The sequence below is a fragment of the Micromonospora sp. WMMC250 genome (assembly GCF_027460215.1).
In the GTDB taxonomy this organism is placed as follows: Bacteria; Actinomycetota; Actinomycetes; order Mycobacteriales; family Micromonosporaceae; genus Micromonospora; species Micromonospora taraxaci.
Genome location: NZ_JAPZBJ010000002.1, coordinates 3,879,857 through 3,898,626 on the forward strand (window position 1 = coordinate 3,879,857; position 18,770 = coordinate 3,898,626).

General features: G+C 72.6%; 19 protein-coding genes. 9 read left to right on the forward strand and 10 right to left on the reverse strand.

The features are described 5' to 3' along the window. Positions 1–83 precede the first annotated feature (83 nt). Positions 84–1,316: a serine hydrolase domain-containing protein gene (locus O3438_RS17220; RefSeq protein WP_269680921.1), complete on the forward strand. Its 1,233-nt coding sequence runs from the start codon at positions 84–86 to the stop codon at positions 1,314–1,316. Between the two features lie 331 nt (positions 1,317–1,647). Here O3438_RS17220 and O3438_RS17225 read toward each other — a convergent pair whose 3' ends face one another. After that, positions 1,648–2,112, reverse strand: a complete 465-nt coding sequence (locus O3438_RS17225) for a PPOX class F420-dependent oxidoreductase (RefSeq protein ID WP_269680922.1) — start codon at positions 2,110–2,112, stop codon at positions 1,648–1,650. 42 nt (positions 2,113–2,154) lie between these two features. Continuing rightward, positions 2,155–2,793: a DUF6642 family protein gene (locus O3438_RS17230; protein WP_238645255.1), complete on the reverse strand. Its 639-nt coding sequence runs from the start codon at positions 2,791–2,793 to the stop codon at positions 2,155–2,157. A 304-nt stretch (positions 2,794–3,097) separates the two neighbouring features. Here O3438_RS17230 and O3438_RS17235 point away from each other — a divergent pair, with 304 nt between their 5' ends. After that, positions 3,098–3,886, forward strand: coding sequence for a D-Ala-D-Ala carboxypeptidase family metallohydrolase (locus tag O3438_RS17235; protein ID WP_269680923.1), 789 nt, complete (start codon positions 3,098–3,100; stop codon positions 3,884–3,886). Between the two features lie 99 nt (positions 3,887–3,985). Here the strand turns inward: O3438_RS17235 and O3438_RS17240 are convergent, their stop codons facing one another. The 3 genes from O3438_RS17240 to O3438_RS17250 form a co-directional block, all read right to left on the reverse strand. Next, the gene (locus O3438_RS17240) at positions 3,986–4,417 is read right to left on the reverse strand and encodes a hypothetical protein (RefSeq protein WP_269680924.1); all 432 of its coding nucleotides are present in this window, start codon (positions 4,415–4,417) and stop codon (positions 3,986–3,988) included. Between the two features lie 241 nt (positions 4,418–4,658). After that, positions 4,659–5,468, reverse strand: coding sequence for a response regulator (locus tag O3438_RS17245; protein WP_269683668.1), 810 nt, complete (start codon positions 5,466–5,468; stop codon positions 4,659–4,661). Then, positions 5,447–6,697, reverse strand: coding sequence for a sensor histidine kinase (locus O3438_RS17250; protein WP_269680925.1), 1,251 nt, complete (start codon positions 6,695–6,697; stop codon positions 5,447–5,449). The genes O3438_RS17245 and O3438_RS17250 overlap by 22 nt, the downstream gene beginning before the upstream one ends. Before the next feature lie 132 nt (positions 6,698–6,829). Here O3438_RS17250 and O3438_RS17255 point away from each other — a divergent pair, with 132 nt between their 5' ends. Genes O3438_RS17255 through O3438_RS17270 form a run of 4 tightly spaced genes read left to right on the forward strand, consistent with a single transcriptional unit; the run spans position 6,830 to position 9,850 of the window. Beyond that, the gene (locus tag O3438_RS17255) at positions 6,830–7,726 is read left to right on the forward strand and encodes an ABC transporter ATP-binding protein (protein WP_269680926.1); all 897 of its coding nucleotides are present in this window, start codon (positions 6,830–6,832) and stop codon (positions 7,724–7,726) included. Beyond that, positions 7,723–8,514 carry an ABC transporter permease gene (locus O3438_RS17260; RefSeq protein ID WP_269680927.1) on the forward strand — a complete coding sequence of 264 codons (792 nt, stop codon included), beginning with the start codon at positions 7,723–7,725 and terminating at the stop codon, positions 8,512–8,514. The genes O3438_RS17255 and O3438_RS17260 overlap by 4 nt, the downstream gene beginning before the upstream one ends. A 2-nt stretch (positions 8,515–8,516) precedes the next feature. Further along, positions 8,517–9,254 carry a YqeB family protein gene (locus O3438_RS17265; RefSeq protein WP_269680928.1) on the forward strand — a complete coding sequence of 246 codons (738 nt, stop codon included), beginning with the start codon at positions 8,517–8,519 and terminating at the stop codon, positions 9,252–9,254. 32 nt (positions 9,255–9,286) lie between these two features. After that, positions 9,287–9,850 (forward strand): SOUL family heme-binding protein, encoded by a 564-nt coding sequence (locus tag O3438_RS17270; RefSeq protein WP_269680929.1) that lies wholly within the window; start codon positions 9,287–9,289, stop codon positions 9,848–9,850. A 6-nt stretch (positions 9,851–9,856) separates the two neighbouring features. Here the strand turns inward: O3438_RS17270 and O3438_RS17275 are convergent, their stop codons facing one another. Genes O3438_RS17275 through O3438_RS17285 form a run of 3 tightly spaced genes read right to left on the reverse strand, consistent with a single transcriptional unit; the run spans position 9,857 to position 14,060 of the window. Continuing rightward, positions 9,857–10,846, reverse strand: coding sequence for a hypothetical protein (locus O3438_RS17275; RefSeq protein ID WP_269680930.1), 990 nt, complete (start codon positions 10,844–10,846; stop codon positions 9,857–9,859). Between the two features lie 41 nt (positions 10,847–10,887). Then, positions 10,888–13,317, reverse strand: coding sequence for an FtsX-like permease family protein (locus O3438_RS17280; protein ID WP_269680931.1), 2,430 nt, complete (start codon positions 13,315–13,317; stop codon positions 10,888–10,890). After that, positions 13,311–14,060: an ABC transporter ATP-binding protein gene (locus O3438_RS17285; protein ID WP_269680932.1), complete on the reverse strand. Its 750-nt coding sequence runs from the start codon at positions 14,058–14,060 to the stop codon at positions 13,311–13,313. The genes O3438_RS17280 and O3438_RS17285 overlap by 7 nt, the downstream gene beginning before the upstream one ends. A gap of 169 nt (positions 14,061–14,229) precedes the next feature. Between O3438_RS17285 and O3438_RS17290 the strand changes: the two genes are divergently transcribed. The 3 genes from O3438_RS17290 to O3438_RS17300 are packed head-to-tail and all read left to right on the forward strand — an operon-like array spanning position 14,230 to position 16,624. After that, positions 14,230–15,387: a sensor histidine kinase gene (locus tag O3438_RS17290; protein ID WP_269680933.1), complete on the forward strand. Its 1,158-nt coding sequence runs from the start codon at positions 14,230–14,232 to the stop codon at positions 15,385–15,387. Beyond that, positions 15,384–16,052 carry a response regulator gene (locus O3438_RS17295; protein ID WP_269680934.1) on the forward strand — a complete coding sequence of 223 codons (669 nt, stop codon included), beginning with the start codon at positions 15,384–15,386 and terminating at the stop codon, positions 16,050–16,052. Before O3438_RS17290 ends, O3438_RS17295 begins: the two co-directional genes overlap by 4 nt. A gap of 29 nt (positions 16,053–16,081) precedes the next feature. Next, positions 16,082–16,624, forward strand: a complete 543-nt coding sequence (locus O3438_RS17300; protein WP_269680935.1) for a DUF1697 domain-containing protein — start codon at positions 16,082–16,084, stop codon at positions 16,622–16,624. A 41-nt stretch (positions 16,625–16,665) separates the two neighbouring features. On the opposite strand, the gene O3438_RS17305 is transcribed toward O3438_RS17300, so the two are convergent. Together O3438_RS17305 and O3438_RS17310 are read right to left on the reverse strand one after the other, a co-directional pair. Further along, positions 16,666–17,643 carry an MBL fold metallo-hydrolase gene (locus O3438_RS17305; protein ID WP_269680936.1) on the reverse strand — a complete coding sequence of 326 codons (978 nt, stop codon included), beginning with the start codon at positions 17,641–17,643 and terminating at the stop codon, positions 16,666–16,668. Between the two features lie 153 nt (positions 17,644–17,796). Continuing rightward, positions 17,797–18,723, reverse strand: a complete 927-nt coding sequence (locus O3438_RS17310) for a serine hydrolase (protein WP_269680937.1) — start codon at positions 18,721–18,723, stop codon at positions 17,797–17,799. Positions 18,724–18,770: the final 47 nt, after the last annotated feature.

Here is an 18,770-nt window from a genome sequence, read left to right on the forward strand (position 1 = left end):
GGTCAGGTTAGTGGGCAGCGGTGACAGCCGAGCCGAGGCGACCCCCTTCCAGCGCCGGCATACCGCCGAGTAGGTTCGGCGACGTGAGTGTGGCGCGGAGCAAGGACCCGGATCAGATCGGCTTCGACCCGGCACGGTTGGCGCGGATCGACGAGCACTTCGGCCGGTACGTGGACGACGGCCGCCTGGCTGGCTGGCAGGTGGTGGTCACCCGTCGCGGCGAGGTGGCGCACTCCTCGACGTACGGGCTGCGGGACCGGGAGTCGGGTGCTCCGGTCGAGGCGGACACGCTCTGGCGGATCTACTCGATGACCAAGCCGGTCACCTCGGTCGCGGCGATGATGCTCTGGGAGGAGGGCCGGTTCGAGCTGACCGACGAGGTCAGCCGCTGGCTGCCGGAGTTCGCCGACCTACGGGTCTACTCCAAGGGGTCGGTGCTCAAGCCGTACACGGTGCCGGCGACCGAGCCGATCCGCGTCTGGCACCTGCTCACCCACACGGCCGGCCTGACGTACGGCTTCATGCAGACCTCGGTGGTCGACGGCCTGTACCGGGCCGCCGGCTACGACCTGTACCCGCCGGCGGACGTCGACCTGGCCGGGGCCTGCGCGGTCTTCGGGGAGCTGCCGCTGCTGTTCCAGCCCGGCTCCGCCTGGGGCTACTCGGTCGCCACCGACGTGCTCGGCCGGCTCGTCGAGGTGGTCTCCGGGCAGAGCCTGGACGCGTTCTTCGCCGACCGGATCTTCGGCCCGCTGGGCATGACCGACACGCGTTGGTGGGTGGACGGCGACGAGGCCGACAGGTTGGCCGCCCTCTACGTACCGGAGCCGCGCAGCGGGAAGGCCGTCCGTTACGACAGCCTCGGCGCACTCGCGTTCCGCAAGCCCGCCCTGCTGTCCGGTGGCGGCGGTCTGATCTCCAGTGCGGCCGACTACCACCGCTTCACCCAACTGTTGCTGCGCGGCGGCGAACTGGACGGCGTCCGGCTTCTCGGGCCCCGCACGGTGCGGTTCATGACCCGCAACCACCTGCCCGGGGGTCAGGACCTGGGCGCCCTCTCCACCGGCGGCTTCGCCGAGACGACGCTGGACGGGATCGGCTTCGGCCTCGGCTTCGCGGTCGTCGACGACCCGGTCCCCAGCCGGGTGCCGAGCAGCGTCGGCGAGTACTACTGGGGTGGGGTGGCCAGCACCGCGTTCTGGGTGGACCCGGCCGAGGAGATCACCGCGCTGCTGTTCACCCAGCTGATGCCGTCGAGCACCTACCCGCTGCGCTCCCAGCTGCGCCAGCTGGTCTACGCGGCGCTGACCGACTGACTGGTACGACCGCCGGGCCGCTCGGCACTGACCTCCGTGGATTTGGCGGCAGCGACACCGGACAGCCGAGCTGTCGACCCCACCCGTCTGTCGCCGCCGCTGTAGAGCTGCCCCGGATATGGGGCAGTGCGGCGACAGGTATCCCGGCAAACGAACCCCACCCCGAACGCGCCGCGAAGGCGGCCGGCGACCTGCCGCCTTCGGCCGCCCCATATCCGGGGCAGCTCTACAGCACAGCTGCCGCACCCCATGACCTCCGCCTCGGGTGTCCGCAGTCGCCGGTGGTCGAGGTGGCCGCGACGCCGCGCTGGCCTCCCGAGTGCGAGCGACCTCAGTCGGCGAGGCGGGCGGGGAAGCCTCCGGTGGCGATCGGGCCCCACGCGTCGATGGTGACCCGGATCAGCGACTTGCCCTGACGCACCATCGCCGCCCGGTAGTCGTCCCAGTCCGGGTGCTCGCCGGAGATGCTGCGGAAGTAGTCGACCAGCGGCTCCAGCGCCTCGGGCAGGTCGAGCACCTCGGCGGTGCCGTCGATCTGCACCCAGGGGCCGTTCCAGTCGTCGCTGAGCACGCACGCCGACACCCGGGGGTCCCGGCGGATGTTGGTCACCTTGGCCCGCTCGGGGTAGGTCGAGACGACCAGCCGGCCCTGCCCGTCGATGCCGGCGGAGACCGGGGAGGACTGCGGTCGCCCGTCGGCCCGGGTGGTCATCAGCACGACGCGGTGCCGCGTCCGGAGGAAGTCGAGCAGGTCGTCCCGGTCGACCCGGGTGTTCCGTGCGATGCTGCGCGCCATTCGTCGTTCCTACCAGGGCGCACGTACGGGGACGGCGGCGGGTCAGCGCGGTCGGGCCGTGGAGCGGTGCACCGCCTGGGTGGGCACCCGGGGGCGGCCGGACGGTCGCCAGGCTCGGCCGTTGGCGTAGATCACCCGGAAGCCGAGGTACGACGCGAGGGGTGCCCAGTGGGCCGAGCCCATCCGCAGCTCGGCGGCGTTGTGTCGCTGGCCGTTGGCGAGTACGTCGAGGAGGACGGTTTCGAAGGCCGCCGATTCGACCCAGTCGACTTCTCGGGTGAAACCGCAGATCAGAGCGGCTCCGGTGACCTCCAGGAACTCGCGCAGCACGGCGTCGGAGGCCCGCAGGACCGAGCAGCTGCCGAAATAGAGTCGTCGCCCCTCGGCGCGGCCGGCCATCAGGTCGGCCACCTCGTTCAACTCCACCGACTGCCAGTCGGTGAGGCAGAGTCGGCTCGGCTCGCCGTGCATGGCGAAGAAGCCCACCCGGTGGTCGGCGTACTGCTTGAGCAGCCAGCGGTCCAGGAAGTAGAACAGCTCGTCGCGGGTGGCCGCGTCCTTGTGGATGAAGCGGATCTTGCCGAGCCGCTCCAGCAGCTCCAGGGTGGGCAGCACGGAGCCCCGCTCGTTGAGGTCGCGGTGCCATTGACCCTCGACACAGAAGACGCCACCGCGTGCCACGCGCACCTCCGCCAGTCCACAGCCCGGGGCTGACGTTACCGGCCGACGTCGGTCAGGGAACATCACCCTCGGTGTGGCTGATTGCGACGTTCGGTGCGGTTGACCGGAACAGGGCTGATCGGCATTAATTGGCTGTTTCACAAATCAGTCGAATTCCCAGTCAATACCCAGGAGCGACGGTTTGTGAGGACGATTCTCGTTAATCGCCTCCAACCGCCCCGATCAGTGTCAGGGTGGAAATCGCGGGACTTCTTGGTCGATGTCCCGTGGCCACCCCAATCGCTCTCCTATCGGGAGGACTTCTGTGCGCGTAAACACCTTGAAGCGTGCTGCCATCGCATTCGCCCTGGCACTGCCCGGGGCAGCGATCGCCGCGGTGGTCGCCGCGCCGGCGGCACATGCGGACGGCTGCTACACGTGGAACCGCACCCTGACCCAGGGACGCTCCGGCGACGACGTCCGCCAGTTGCAGATCCGGGTCGCCGGGTGGGCCGGCAACCGGGACATCGTGGAGAACGACGGCCGCTACGGACCCAAGACCGCCGCCGCGGTCAAACGGTTCCAGCAGGCGTACGGGTTGCGCGCCGACGGCATCGCCGGCCCGCAGACCTACGCCAAGCTGTACCAACTCCAGGACAACGACTGCACACCCGCGCACTTCAGCTACAGCGAGCTGGACAACGGCTGCGGTGGCAGCGGGTGGAGCGGCGGCCCGCTGTCGGCGGCGCAGACCAAGCAGAACGCGTTGCGCACCATGTGGAAGCTGGAGGCGCTGCGCAAGAACCTCGGCGACAAGCCGCTCTACGTGTCCAGCGGTTTCCGCAGTCGGGCCTGCAACAACCAGGTCGGCGGCGCGTCGGACAGCCAACACCTCTACGGCAACGCGGCCGACGTCACCTCACGGACGTCGTCCCTGTGCCAGGTCGCCCGTGCCGCCCGTAACAACGGGTTCAGCGGAATCTACGGGCCGGGCTACCCCGACCACGACGACCACGTGCACGTCGACTCACGTCGGGAGAACAACAGCGACAGCAGCTCGAACACGACGAGCTGGTCGGCGCCGGACTGCGGCATCGGAGCCGCAAACGACTGAGCCACCTGTCGGAGCGACGTCGGCCCGACGCGGAGAGGAAACTCCGCGCCGGGCCGACGTCGTGTCGGCCCCGGGTCCGCGGGCGGAGGGGTAGCGCGCTCAGCTCGCCCGGGGCCAGCGCGGCGCGGTGACGGGGGCAGTCACCGGCCGGCCGGCAGCGGTGGGTCGTACACCCGGTGGCACGGCCCGCGCGGCCTGCTGCCGCGCCGGCAACCCGCCGGTACGCCCGGCCGGAGCCGGATATCCGGTGGTCGCCGGCCGACCACCGGCGGTGCGCGCGGAAGACGGCCCGGTCGCCGTGAACGGGAAGGGTACGTGCACGAACGGGTTGCCGTGCCGGATCAACGCCTCGATCTGTCGTTCGTTGAGCCCGTGTGCCTCCAACACGCGCCGCCCCCAACGGTGCAGGCGGCACGGGTAGGAGGCGCCGTCGTTGCGGCACAGCGGCCCGGTGGGCCACTCCTCGGCGGTGTGCACGACCACCGCCCGGACCGCGAGCCGAACATCCTCCGGGGTCAGTGGTGCCGGCATTGGCACCTCACCCAGTACCTGGTCGATGGGATCCGTCGACTGCTCACCAACTCGCACGGCAGGCCTCCCGCAGCTCGGCAGCGGTACGGCGGACTCACCGCACCGACATCCTCGGCCATGGGTACGGGAGACGTCGGACGAAAGTTCAATTCCGGTACCGAATCGGATTTCTTGATGTCGGGGCACCTCCACGGCGGGACACCGCGACGTCAACGAAGCCGAGTCGATCAACCGGCCTGCGTCAGACGAGGCCGGCGTCGTGGACGAGCAGGGCCACCTGGACCCGGTTGTTGAGGTCCAGGCGGGTCAACAGCCGGGAGACGTACGCCTTGACCGTCGCCACACTCATGAACAACTCCCCGGCGATCTCCGCGTTGGTGTGCCCCCGCCCCAACGCGACAGCCACCTGCCGTTCCCGCTCGCTGAGACCGGCGAGCAACCGCACCGCCCGCTCCCGGCGTGGGTCGGGCCCGACCGCACCGGGGACAGCGGCGGTCACGTGGGCGATCAGAGTCCGGGTGACAGTCGGGGAGAGCGTCGCCTCGCCGGCCGCGACCCGGCGTACGGCGTGCACGATCTCCGCCGGCGGGGTGTCCTTGAGCAGGAAGCCGGCCGCCCCCGCGCGCAGCGCCCGCAGCACCTGCTCGTCGGCGTCGAACGTGGTGAGCACCAGCACCTCCGGCGGGTGCGGCTGGGCGCGCAGCGCCTCGGTGGCCGTCAGCCCGTCCACCCGGGGCATCCGGATGTCCATCAGCACCACGTCCGGGGCGTACGCGGCGACGGCCGCGGGCACCTCACCACCATCGGCCGCCTCGCCGACCACGGTCAGGTCCGGCAGACCGCCGAGGATCATCGAGAGCCCGGCCCGGACCAGCGCGTCGTCGTCCACGATCAGCACGCGCACCGACGGCACGACCGACTCCGGCCCCGCCGCACCGGAAGTGCCGACCTCCTCGGAAGGCCGGTCCGCGTCGACAGGGCCAGCCGCACCGGAAGACCCGGTCACGCCCGAAGAGCCGGCCGGGCCGGTCACGCCGGCCACGGCAGCCAGGCCGCCAGCCGGAAGTCACCGGTGTCGTCCCGGCCGTAGGCGAGCCGGCCACCTGCCAGGGTGACCCGTTCACTGATGCCGACCAGACCGGTGCCCGCACCCGGCAGGGTGCCGCCGGCCGGTGCGCCGACCGGCCACCGGTTGGCGATCGCCACGGTCAGGCCGTCGCCCGGTCCGCCGGCCACGTCCACTGTCACCGCCGCGCCGGCCGCGTGCTTGCGGGCGTTGGTCAACCCCTCCTGCACGATCCGGTACGCGGCCCGGCCCAGCGCCGCCGGCACCTCCTCCGCCTCGGCGACCGTGTCGCTGACGTTGACCCGTACCCCTGCCGACCGCGACTCGGCGACCAGGGCCGGCAGGTCGGCGAGGGTCGGCTGGGGCGGCTCCGGGGCGTCGTCGCCACCGTCCTCGGCCCGGAGCACCCCGATGACCTCGCGCAGGTCCTGAAGGGCGGCGTGGGCGCTGCCCCGGATCACCCCGGCGGCGCGGGCGACCTCGTCGGCCGGCGCGTCCGGGCGGAACTCCAGCGCACCGGCGTGCAGGCTGAGCAGCGAGATCCGGTGGGCCAGCACGTCGTGCATCTCCCGGGCGATCCGGGTGCGTTCGAGGTGGCGGGCCTGGGCGACCCGGAGCTGCTGCTCCGCCTCGGCCCGTTCGGCCCGCTCGCGCAGCGACACGATCAACTGCCGGCGGGCCCGGACGAACATCCCCCAGGCCAACACGGCCAGGGTGATCACCGCACCCCAGGTCACGGTGAGCCAGTAGGGCATCACCGGGTCCGGACGCGCCCAACTGAAGACCAGGTTGGTGAGGAGCCCGACACCGGTGACCGCGACCGCTACGGCGGTCCGTCGATGCACCACCACTGTGAAGTAGATGATCAGCAAAGGGATGGCGGCGGCCATCGAGAACATGCTCAGCGGCAGGGTGGCCACTGCCAACCCGAGGGGCCACCGCCGACGCAGCCAGAGCAGCCCGCAGCAGACCAGCCCGAGCACCGTGTCGACGCCGAGCATCCAGTCGTGCGGCAGCGGGATCGTCATCTCCGGGGTGGGCGACAAGGCGTCCCCGAGGGTCAATAGCACCCAGAGCAGCCCGAGCAGGAAGGCGAGGCTGTCCACCACCCAGTCCCGGGTGGTGCGGCGCGGCCGGGCCCGCACACGCTCGGCCGGCACCACCAGCTCCCCCGGCAGCAGCCAGGGGTGCTCCGGGACGGCGAGGGTGCTCACCCGCCCATGCTAGGCAGCATCGGGGGCCGACAACCAGCTACCAAAGTCGAGACCCGCCGACCGACCAAGGTCGACGCGGCACCGACCAGTGGCCGCAGCGGATGGCCGGGCGGCCCCGGCACGCTCGGCGACATGATCGTCGTAGAGAACCTCACCAAGCGATACGGGCCACACCCGGCCGTGGACGACGTGTCGTTCCGGTGCGAGCCGGGCACCGTCACCGGCTTCCTCGGCCCCAACGGCGCCGGCAAGTCGACCACCATGCGGATGATCTGCGGGCTCACCGCACCGACGGCCGGCCGCGCCACCGTCTCCGGGCACCCGTACCGGGAGCTGCCCAACCCGGGGCGGGAGGTCGGCGTGCTGCTGGACGCCTCCGCCCAGCACGCCGGGCGCACCGGCCGCGAGGCGTTGACGCTGTCCGCGTACACCATGGGTCTGGACAAGCGCGAGGTCGCCGCGAAGCTCGACCTGGTCGGGTTGAACGCGGTGGCGGCGAAGCGGCGGGTACGGGCGTACTCGTTGGGCATGCGGCAGCGGCTCGGCCTGGCGCAGGCGATGCTCGGTGACCCCCGGGTGTTGATCCTCGACGAGCCGGCCAACGGCCTGGACCCGGAGGGCATCTTCTGGATGCGCGGGCTGCTGCGCGACTTCGCCGACCGGGGCGGCACGGTGCTGCTCTCCTCCCACCTGCTGCGCGAGGTGGAGGCGGTCGCGGACCGGCTGGTGGTGATCGGGGGTGGCCGGATCGTGGCCCAGGGCGACAAGAACGAGCTGTTGGCCGGCGGCGGGACTGTGGTCCGGGCCCGCGACGACAGGGCGCTGCGCCGGGCGCTGGACGCCGCCAACCTGACCGCGACCGACAGCTCCGACGGCCTGCTCGTGCAGGCCGACGCCGAGGCGGTCGGTCAGGCCGCCGCCGACGCCGGCATCGCGCTGGCCGAGCTGCGCCCCGCCGGCGGCGGTGGTCTCGAACAGCTCTTCCTCACCCTGACCGCCGGCGAATCCACCAAGGAGGCCGTCCGATGACCACCACCACCGCGCCCGCCACCACCGTCGCACCCCAGCACCGTGCGTCGGTACGCCGCCCGTCGCTGCTCCGGCTCACCGGTGTGGAGCTGCGCAAGCTCGTCGACACCCGGGCCGGCCGTTGGCTACTGATCACCATCGGCCTGGTCGTCGTCGCGATCGTCACCCTCCTGCTGATCTACGCCGAGGATTCCGAACAGACCTTCTTCACCTTCTTCGTCACCTCGCTGCTGCCCGTCAACGTGCTCCTGCCGGTGCTGGGCATCCTGTCGATCACCAGCGAGTGGTCCCAGCGCACCGCCCTCACCACGTACGCGTTGGTGCCCCGACGGGAGCGGGTGGTGGCCGCGAAGCTGATCGCTGTGGTGCTGGCCGCGCTCGCCTCCCTGCTGGTCACACTGGCCGTCGCCAGCATCGGGACGCTCGTGGCGTCGGCCACCGGCGGCGCGGGCACCTGGCAGGTCGACGCGACGCTGATCGTGAACGGGGCGATCGTCCAGGTCGCCGGTGTGCTGATGGGTGCCGCCTTCGGCCTGCTGCTGCTCAACCCGCCGTTGGCCATCGTCGGCTATCTGCTGCTGCCGACCCTCTGGTCGGTGCTCGGCGAACTGGTCCGACCCCTGCGCGGTCCGGCCGAGTGGCTGGACACCAGCCGGACCATGGAGCCGCTGTTCACCAACCACGTCACTGCCGGGCAGTGGGGTCGGCTGGCGGTGTCGCTGCTCGTCTGGATGGTTCTCCCGCTGGCCGCCGGCCTTTTCCGGACGCTGCGCCGCGAGGTGTCCTGACCATGGACGTCGCCGGCAACCGTCCCCGCACCGTCGTCAGTGGCGGCCCGCTGGAGCTGGCGGTCCTGTGGGGCGGTTTCCCGCTCCTCGGCGCGGGCGCCGGGTGGCTCCTCGCGGCGGCGACGGGCTGGCTCAACCGGCTGCCCTGGGTGCCGTTCGGCGACCTCATCGAGTGGCTGGACCGGCTGCCCGAACCGCAGGCCACCGCCGGCACCATCACCGTGGGTGTCGTGGCCGGCCTGGTCGTCGCCGGGATCGGCACCGCCGAACGGCTGATCGTCACCGTCGACCCGGCGCAGGTCCGGCTACACCGCTCCGACCAGGACCGGACCGTCGCCCGGGTCGACACCCGGGTGGTCTTCCTCGCCGACAAGCACCTGGTGCTGCTCGACGGCGACGGCGCGGAACTGGTCCGGGAACCAACCGACCATTCGGCCAGGCAACTGGCGGCGGCGTTCCGGGCGCACGGCTGGGGTTGGGCGGACGACGACCCGCACCGGTCGGCGTACCGGCTGTGGGTGCCCGACCTGCCCGGGTTGCCGGCCGGCGCGGACGCGCTGCTGCGTGCCCGGGAGCGGGCGGTCGAGCGGGACCGCCGCGACGACGCCCGCGAGTTGCGCAGGGAGTTGGGCCTGCTCGGGGTGGTGCTGCGCGACGAGGGCAAGCGGCAGACCGGGCGGGCGGTGACCGTACGACCCGAGCAGTCGACTTCGGCCGAGCGGGAGCCGGACGGGCGGTAGCGTCTGTTCCAGCAGACCCTGGGAGCCGCGCGATGACCGAACAGCAGCCGTACCGGGTGGTGTCCCGCCACCCCGGGTTCGAGCTGCGTCGGTACCCGGCCCACCTGGTGGCCGAGATGCAGGTCCAGGCCCCGTTCACCCGGGCGCTGATCGAGGCGTTCCGACCGCTGGCCGGCTACCTCGGCGGCGCCAATCGGGCTCGACACCCGGTTGGCGCGGCCGAGCCGACGACGTCGGCGGCCGGCGGGTCGGAGAAGATCGCCATGACCGTGCCGGTGGTTCAGATCGAGGGCGAGCGGCCGGGCGCGTACCTGATCCAGTTCGTTCTGCCGTCGGCCCTCACCGCGGCGACCGCGCCCGAGCCGGTGGACGCCCGGGTGCGCGTCCGCGAGGTCAGGGCACAACTGGCGGCGGCGATGCGTTTCTCCGGGCGGTGGACGGAGCAGACGTTCAGCCAGCGGGCCACCATGCTCGGCCGGTCGGTGACCGCGGCCGGGCTGCAACCCACCGGCGCCGTCCGGTACGCGCGCTTCGACCTGCCGTGGAAGCCGTGGTTCCTGCGCCGCAACGAGGTCGTGCTGCCGGTCGCCGAATAGGCGGCGCTACCTTGGTGCGCCGGGGCGGTGGCCGAGCGCGGGCGGCCCCGCCAGCAGTAGCGCCATCCCGAGCCCGGCCAGCAGCCCGGCCAGCGAGACCAGCACATCGGAGTCGGCGGAGTTGATCGGGCTGTTGCCGGCCAGCGCGGTGAACGTCGCCCCGATCGGCAGCAGCATCATGGCGACGGCGGTGATCAGCAACAGGACGAACGGGCCCGCCAGTGCCGCGAGCACGGCCAGTGTGTGGTGCCGCCAGACCGGACGGCCACCCGGCCAGTCCCAGGCGAGCACTGTCACCCCGGTGAGCAGCACTGTCCACAGGGCGATCTCCGGCAGGAGCCGCGAGCCCGGCGGGACGGCGCGGACCAGCCCGACGCCGAGCAGGCACGCCACGGTGAGACCCGCCGCCAGCCCGACGCGGGCCCGGGAACGCTCGGGGGCCGCCGCCAGCGCGGCACCCACCGCCAGAACGACGAGCAGCGCCGCGGTGGCCAGGCCGCCCTGATTCAGCTCCGGCTCCCGGTCGCTAGGTAACTCGATACCGGCGGCCACCGCCACCAGCACCCCGGCCACGCAGGCCGCGCCGGTCAGCGCCCTCCGGTCGGCGGCGGAGGGCGTGCCGCGGTCCAGCCACAGCAGAACCGCCGCGAACACTCCGAGCACGGCGCAGCCGCCGACGGCGAGCAGCACTGTCGCCTCCACGCCGACCGGGTCGGCCCGGTCGACAGCCACGTCGGCGGCGATCCAGAGGCCACCGAGCACCACCGCCGGGCCGCTCCAGCGCACCTGACCCCGGCCCGCCACCACCAGCCCGAGGGTCACCGCGACGACGGCCATGAACCGGAGGTCCCGTGCCCAGTAGGTGTTGTTGCCCGGTAGGTGCTCCGACCACGGGCCGAGCGGCTCGGTCAGCGGTTGCCACACTGTCGCGCCGATCGCCCAGAGCACGACAGCTGCGGCGGAGATGAGCAGCCCGACCGGGCGCGCGAATCGCATCCGTGGACGGTAGCGGTCCGAGCGCCCGGTAAGGGGCACGATCATCCGACGACGCTGACCGGGGTCCGCGCGGGGCGGTGACGCAGTGACCGCCACGTCGGCAGCACACTGGACAGCACGGCGAGCAGCAGGCACAGCCCCACCACGCCGGCGATCACCGACCAGGGCACCACCAGGTCGACGGACGCGCCGACCTGCTCGGCCAGGCCGGCACGGATGCTGAGCAGGCCGACGAAGGCGACCGCGCCACCGAGCAGCGCGCCGATCAGCACCACCAGGGCGGACTCGGCGGTGACCAGCCAGAGGACCTGCCGCCGCGTCGCCCCGGCCAACCGGATCAGCCGCAGGTCCGCGACCCGACCGGCGGCGGCCAGCAGCAACGTGTTGGCCACGGCGATGGCTCCGTAACCGGCCGACACACCGATCAGCAGCAGCGTGAACAGCCAGACGAGACGGTCCTCGGCGGCGTCCGCCTCGGCCGCCCAGGTGTCCACGTCGATGATCCGCGCGCCCACCGGTGGGGCGATCCGGTCCCGCACGTACACCGTGGAGGTCAACGCCGACGGGTCGTGCGCCCGCACCACCGCCCGGGGCACGAGCAGATCGCCGGGGAGCGAGTTGTCGCTGACGACCGCGACGACGCGCAACGACACCGCCGTCCCGTCGGCGAAGACCAACTCGTACGGGGCGGACGGCGCCAGGTTCGCCGAGGCGGTGACCACAACCGTGTCGTCGCCGCGCAGGTCGTCGAGGGAGCCGGCGACGACGGTGAGCACCCGGTTCGCGGCGGCGAAGCCCGCCGGGTCCACACCGAGCGCCGTCAGTGGCCGGTTCTCCGGCAGCGTCCCGGGGTCGGTGCGGAAGACGGTGGTCGGCAGGAGGGCGGTGCCTCCGGTCGCAGCGACGGCCGCGTCCGACAGACCGGGCGCCCGGTCCGGCACGACGATCCAACCGGCGTTCACGTTGTCCGCCCGACCCGCCGCGTACGCGGCGGTGGTCGTCCGCACCATCCCGGACACCAGCACCGCGAAGGCGACAGTGAGCAGCACTGGCGCGGCGATCGAGGCGGTCCGCCGGGTGGCTGTCAACGCGCCGCCCCGGACCAGCATCCCGATCGCGCCGCCGGGCCGCCGCACCGGGAACCGCAGCAGCCGCACCACCGGCCCGACCACCACCGGGGCGAGCACCGTGGCACCGGCCACCAGGGCCATCACCGCGTACAGGGCGTAGGACGCCGCCACCCGTGCCTCGTCCGCGGTCGCCGTTCCCACGCTCAGCGCGATCCCTGACGCGACGAGCAGCGCCCCGGTGGCGATCCGGGCACGTCCGATCGGTCGCTGCTCGATCGCTGCCTCGCGTAACGCCTCCAACGGGCGCACCCGCGCGGCCCGACGGGACGCCGACCAGACCGCCAGCAACGCGATCACCGGCCCGGCCGCGAGCGAGACGGCGACCGGCCAGGGGGCGTAGTGGACCCGGAAGGTCGCCGGCTCGAACCCGACATCGACGAGCAGTCGACCCAACACCGGTGTGAGCGCCGCACCGACCAGCAGGCCGACCAGCCCGGCGCTGACGCCGACGACGAGAGCCTCGGCGTACACCATGCGGCGGACCTGGCGTCCGGTGGCGCCGACGGCGCGCAGCAGGCCCACCTCGCGACGGCGCTGCGCGACGGTGAACGCGAAGGTGGAGGAGACCACGAACACCGTGACGAAACCGGCGAGGGCCGCCGTGGCGGTGAGCACCTGCATGCCGATCCACCGCATCCGGGCGTCGTTGCGCGGCTCCAGGGCGCTGCGCGCGTCGCCGGTCAGCACCCGTCCGTCGCCGCCGACGACACCGCGCGCCGACGCGGCGACCCGGTCCCTGTCGGCCTCCGGCGCGAGGACCAACCCGATGGCCCGGACGCCGGGCGCGAGCGCGGCGGCGACCTCGTCCGCGACATGCACGCCGGGCCCGTCCACCAGACCGGTGACGGTGTACGCCTGCGGACCCGCCGCCGTCAGCACTGTGACCGGCGCACCGGTACGCAGTCCGAGCGCACTGTCGACCACCACCTCGCCGGGCCTGCTGGGCGGCTCACCTGCGGTGAGGCGCAGACCGCCGAGCTGGGCGCTGGACCACCCGTGCCCCTGGTACGCGTCCTCCCGCCGGGTGTCGGCGGCGGAGGGTCGGCCGTCGACGAGCGGTTGGGCGTAGAAGGTCCGGTCCGGTACCGCCGCGACGACACCCGGCAGACCGGCCAACCGGTCGACGAGTCCCGCCGCCGTGGTGGCGGACCACGGTCGGGTCGGCACGAACTGGTCGGCCGACGCGCCCGCCTCGGGGCTCTGCACCACGACCGCCGCCCGGGTCAGTCGGTCCGGCACCTGCGGGGGGCCGGAGGCGAGCAGCAGCGTGGCGATCGCGACCAGCGCGACCCCGATGGCGACAGCCACGAACGCGCTCGTCGACCGGCGGATACTCAACATGACCGCTCCCGGAGGGTTTCCCGCTCGGCGATCCGCGCGGCGACTGACGCCGCCGAGATGTCGCCGTCCAACTCCTCGACCACGCGGCCGTCGGCGAGCAGGAGGACCCGATCGGCGTACGCGGCGGCGTGGGGATCGTGGGTCACCATCACCACCGTCTGGCCGTGGTCGTCGACGAGCGCCCGCAGCAGCCGGAGCACCTGCCGGGACGCCGCGCTGTCCAACGCTCCGGTCGGCTCGTCGGCGAAGACCACCGCCGGCCGGGTGATCAACGCTCGGGCCACGGCGACGCGCTGCTGCTCACCGCCGGACAACTCGCTCGGCCGGTGTCCGGCCCGGTCGGCCAGTCCCACCGCGTCGAGGGCGGCGGTGACGTCCCGGGCCGGTGGGCGGCGGCCAGCCAGCCGCAACGGCAACTCGACGTTCTGCCCGGCGGTCAGCGTGGACACCAGGTTGAACGCCTGGAACACGAACCCGATCCGGTCGCGCCGCAGCCGGGTCACCTCGTCCTCGCCGAGCTGGTCGAGGCGGATGCCGTCGATCGTGACGGTCCCCTCGGTCGGGCTGTCCAACCCCGCCGCGCAGTGCAGCAAAGTGGACTTTCCCGAGCCGGAGGGGCCCATCACCGCCGTGAACGTCCCACTCGCGAAGCTCGTCGTCACGCCGTCCAGCGCCGTCACCCGCCGGGTTCCGGTGCCGTACACCGCGCGCAGCCCCGTCAGGGTCACCGTGTGTGTGGTCATGGTCGACACAGTGCCGGCTGTGGCGGGTGCCGCGCGTCGTGCCGGCGCGGGCAGTTTCCGCCCCTCCTGCGGGTGGAGCCGGAGACCCGCAACGGCCGGTACGTCGTCCTCGGGGATGACCGCCCGTGGGTGGACGCGGACCGGCCAGCCGGCCGATACGGTCGGACGGGTGACCCCTCCCCTGCTGACCCGACGGCTCCGGCCGGTGGATCTGTACGTCGTGGACGCCCTGCTGGCCGTAGCTGTCGGCGGGCTGCTCTGCCCGTACGCGGCGTTGGAGTCACCGCTGCACGGCGGCGTACGCGAACCGCTCTGGGTGTCGGTGCTCGTCGGACTGGCCATCGGGCTGCCGCTGGCCGTACGACGCCGGTGGCCGATGACGGTGGCCGCCGTGATCAGCGCCGTCACCACCGTTGCCCTGGTCACCGGGGTGATCCCGAACTTCGCCGCCGCCGCGCCGGCGCTCGCCATCGGCCTGTCCTTCTACACGGTCGCGGTGTCGACGGCCACCCGCCGCTCGATCCTCTGCGCGGCGGGTTGTCTCGCGCTGGTGAGCGTCGCGCTGGTGCTGACGGCGGGCGACCTCTGGTCGCGTGCGGGTGGGGTCGTCTACGCCGTCGTCATGATCGCGCCCGCCTGGGTGATCGGGTGGCTGGTCCGGGAGCGACGTGCCCTCGCCGCCCGGCAGAGTGACCACCTGGTCCGTCAGGCCACGGCGGAGGAACGTCTGCGGGTGGCGCGCGAGCTGCACGACGTGGTCGCCCACACACTGAGTCTCATCGTGGTGAAGGCGTCCGTCGCGAACCACGTCGCCGAGGCGGATCCCCGCGAGGCGGGCGCCGCCCTCCGGGTGATCGAGGAAACCGGCCGCAACGCCCTGGCCGACGTCCGTCGGGTGCTGGGCGTACTGCGCGAGGACACCTCGTACGCCCCGACACCCGGGCTGGACGAGTTGCCCGCGCTGGCGCGGCAGGCGGCGATCGGGGGTGTCGACGTACGGCTCGACGTCCGACGGGAGGCACCGGGCAGCGTGGTCCCCGAGTCGGTGGGCCTGGCGGTGTACCGCATCGTGCAGGAGGCGCTGACCAACGTGGTGAAGCACGCGGCCCCGGCCGCCTGCGAGGCTACGGTGACCGTCACACCTGGTGAGGTACGGGTGGAGGTGACCGACGACGGTCGACGTCCGGTCCTGTCCGGCGGGGAGGGGCACGGGTTGGTCGGCATGCGGGAACGGGTGGCGTTGCACGGCGGGGAGTTCCACGCCGGGCCAGGCTCGGACGGCGGCTTCGCGGTGACGGCCAGCCTGCCCTACCGGGTGGCCGCGTGATCCGCGTGCTGATCGCCGACGACCAGGCGTTGCTGCGCGGCAGCTTCCGGCTGCTGGTCGACCTCGCCCCGGACTGCACCACTGTCGGCGAGGCGGGCACCGGTGTCGAGGCCGTCGCGTTGACCGGGCAGCACCGACCGGACGTGGTGCTGATGGACGTACGGATGCCGGAGATGGACGGCATCGAGGCGACCCGACGGATCTGCGCCGACCCGGCGACCGCCGGCACCCGGGTCATCATCCTGACCACGTTCGACCTGGACGAGTACGTCTACGGCGCGTTGCGCGCCGGCGCCAGCGGCTTCCTGCTCAAGGACACCCCACCGGCGGACCTGCTGACCGGCATCCGGGTGGTCGCCGCCGGTGACGGGCTGCTCGCGCCGACGGTGACCCGCCGGCTGATCGACGAGTTCGCCAGGCGACCGGAGCCGGCCCGGCCACTGCCCCGTGACCTGGACGGGGTGACCGAACGGGAACGGGAGGTGCTCGCGTTGATCGCCCGGGGTCTGTCCAACGCGGAGCTGGCCACGCACCTCAGTCTCAGCCAGGCCACCGTCAAGACCCACGTCGGTCGGCTGCTGACCAAGCTGGGAGTCCGGGACCGCGCGCAACTGGTCATCGTCGCCTACGAAACGGGCCTGGTGGGGCCGGGCGGCCTACGCTGAGCCGGTTGGCCCTCATCCGAGGAGGAGCAATGACCCGGTACGTCGCCCTGCTGCGTGGGGTCAACGTCGGCGGCGCCACCCGGCTGGCGATGGCCGACCTGCGCCGGATCGTCACCGAGCTCGGGCACGAGGACGTCAAGACGTACCTGCAGAGCGGCAACGTCGCCTTCGGCAGCACGGTGCGCGACGCGGAGAAGCTGGCGGCCGGAATCAAGCGTGCGCTCACCGACGAGGTGGCGTTGACAGTGCCGGTGCTGGTGCGCAGTGGTCGGGAGTTGGCGGCGATCGCCGGCGGCAACCCGTACGCCGACCGGGAGGACGACCCGACGAGGCTGATGGTCGCCTTCCTGGCGACCCCGCCGAAGAAGTCCACGGCGGATGCGCTGAGCGTGCCCGGTGGGGAGAACGTGTCGTTCACGGTGACCGGCCGGGAGGTCTTCCTGCACTACGTCGACGGCGGTTACGGGCGGTCGAAGTTCACCAACGCGTACCTGGAGAAGAAACTCGGCGTAGTGGCGACCACCCGCAACTGGAAGTCGGTGCGGGCTCTGGCCGAGATGGCCGCCGACTGATCCGGTGGGGGCCGCTGCTCGGCGACCCCCACCGGTGCCGGTCAGAAGTGGTACGCGGTCTCGTACTCGGGCACCAACACGCGGCTGCGCGGCGAGATCCGGCGGATCGCCGCGATCATGTCGTTCAGCCGGGCACGGTCGGTCTCGGCGACCGGCGGCGGGTTCCGCAGCTCCGTCTCGAAGTTGTCGTAGTGCACCGGCACCACGACCTTCGGGTAGTCCAGCCCCTCCAGCAGGCGGGGCAGGTAGTCGGCGGTCGTGGTGGCGTTCTGCATGGCCACCATCGCCACGTCGGGCGCGAGCCCGGTGAGGTTCCGCTCGGCCACGTCGCTGGCCCCGGTGAAGTAGACCGACGGGCCGCCGTCGACCCGCAGCAGGTAGCCGAGCGTGTCACCCTCCGGCAGGTCCGCGATGGTGGCCGGCTGCGCGGGCTGGCTGACCCGCACCCCGGGAAAGGCCACCGAGTACGACGGGTTGCGGCTGTGTAGCGAGCCGACCACCTCGACGGAGTGGTCACCGAAGTCCAGCACCTCCCCACCCTTCACGGCGCTGAGCTGCGTCGACGGCAGTTCGTACGCCAACCCCAGGTGGTACGCGGTCAGCGTGCCGAAGACCCGCGCGCCGGTGCGCTTGGCGATGTACGGCACGTCCATGAAGTGGTCCCAGTGGGTGTGCGTGACGAAGACGGTCATGGCCCGGTCGACGCGCGGGTCGATCACGTCGGTGCGCACCGTCAAGGCCTTGGCCGGGTTGAACGCGCCTTTGAACAGGCCGGTGTCGATCCGGCTGAGGAACGGGTCGACGAGGACCGTGCGGTCTCCGATGTCGACGCGCCAGCCGGCCGTACCCCACCAGCGGAAGCTGACAGCTCCCTTGCGGCGGGCGGACGGGGTGGGTGTGGCGGCTGCCGGCGCGGCCTGGGCCGGGGTGATCGGGCCGGCGGCGAGCCCGGCGGTGGTGACCAGGGCGGTGGTGGCGGCGGTGTCGCGCAGGAAGCGGCGGCGGTCGAGGCTGGGCATGCGGGTCTACTCCCCGTGGTCGGGCGATTGGTCGGCACGAGCCAACCAGCGCGACAGGGCTCCGGTCCAAGATCAGAGGCGGTCAGCTCCGATACGCCTCCGCATATCGGGCCTGCTCAACGGTCGTGCGCCAGCGTGCCGACGGGCACGAAATCAGTCGCCGCGCAGCGCCTCCACGGCCGCGCGGGCGGCCTCCCCCATGGCCAGGTCCACGTCGATCCGCCGCGACGCCAACTGGTCGGCGCTGGCGAAGACGGCGATCGCGTACCGGCCGCCGTCGGGGTATTCCGCGACCCCGGCCTCCAGGTGCAGCCCGGGCAGGGTGCCGGTTTTCCCGGCGACCCGCACGCCGGGCGGGAAGCCGGCGGCCAGCCGCGTCCAGAAGAGTTGCCGAGCCATCCAGGTACGGACCATCGCGCAGGCGGCCGCCGGTCCGGCCTCGTCCCGCCAGATCATGGTGAGCAACCGGGTGATCTCCCGGGCGGTGCTGGAGGTGGTGTGCGCCGGGTCGAACACCCGCATCGCCCGGATCCGGTCCGCCGGCAACGTGGGGAAGATCCGGGCGAAGTCCGCCTCGGTACGCGCGCCCACGTCGGCGAGCATCAGCTCGACCAACTCCCGGGGACCACCCCGGATGCGGGTACGGGTCAACCCCAGCTCGGCGGCGAGCATCGGGAGCAGGTCCGGGCCGACCCGACGCAGCAGCAGGTCGGCGGCCGTGTTGTCACTGACGGACATGGCGAAGTACGCGAGGTCGCGCAGGGACACCTCGGCGTCGTCGACGCAGCCGGCCAGACCCCAGCCGCCGAGCCGGTCGGCGGCGGTGACCAGTACCCGTTCGGTCGGGTCGAGTTGACCGGCCTCGACCTGCCGGGCGAACTCCAGCACCAGCAGGATCTTGAAGATGGAGGCGATCACCACCTGCTCGTCGGCCCGCACCCCGACCTCCCGGGCAGCGCCGGCCGCGTGCAGGTCCTCGGCGTGCAGGTCGACGGCGTCCAGGTCGACGGCGTGCAGGCTGGCGGTCACCCCGGCGGCGGCGAAGATCACCTCGATGCGTTCGTCCACGTCCACGTCCACGCCAGCACGCTATCCAGCGGGCCGGGGTCGGGGCTGGCGTAGGGTCG

Coding starts and splice junctions, on each gene's coding strand:
- O3438_RS17225 (WP_269680922.1), bottom strand. CDS start 2,112: ATGGCGCGCAGCATCGCACGGAACACCCGGGTCGACCGGGACGACCTG.
- O3438_RS17240 (WP_269680924.1), bottom strand. CDS start 4,417: ATGCCGGCACCACTGACCCCGGAGGATGTTCGGCTCGCGGTCCGGGCG.
- O3438_RS17255 (WP_269680926.1), top strand. CDS start 6,830: ATGATCGTCGTAGAGAACCTCACCAAGCGATACGGGCCACACCCGGCC.
- O3438_RS17260 (WP_269680927.1), top strand. CDS start 7,723: ATGACCACCACCACCGCGCCCGCCACCACCGTCGCACCCCAGCACCGT.
- O3438_RS17265 (WP_269680928.1), top strand. CDS start 8,517: ATGGACGTCGCCGGCAACCGTCCCCGCACCGTCGTCAGTGGCGGCCCG.
- O3438_RS17270 (WP_269680929.1), top strand. CDS start 9,287: ATGACCGAACAGCAGCCGTACCGGGTGGTGTCCCGCCACCCCGGGTTC.
- O3438_RS17275 (WP_269680930.1), bottom strand. CDS start 10,846: ATGCGATTCGCGCGCCCGGTCGGGCTGCTCATCTCCGCCGCAGCTGTC.
- O3438_RS17280 (WP_269680931.1), bottom strand. CDS start 13,317: ATGTTGAGTATCCGCCGGTCGACGAGCGCGTTCGTGGCTGTCGCCATC.
- O3438_RS17285 (WP_269680932.1), bottom strand. CDS start 14,060: ATGACCACACACACGGTGACCCTGACGGGGCTGCGCGCGGTGTACGGC.
- O3438_RS17300 (WP_269680935.1), top strand. CDS start 16,082: ATGACCCGGTACGTCGCCCTGCTGCGTGGGGTCAACGTCGGCGGCGCC.
- O3438_RS17305 (WP_269680936.1), bottom strand. CDS start 17,643: ATGCCCAGCCTCGACCGCCGCCGCTTCCTGCGCGACACCGCCGCCACC.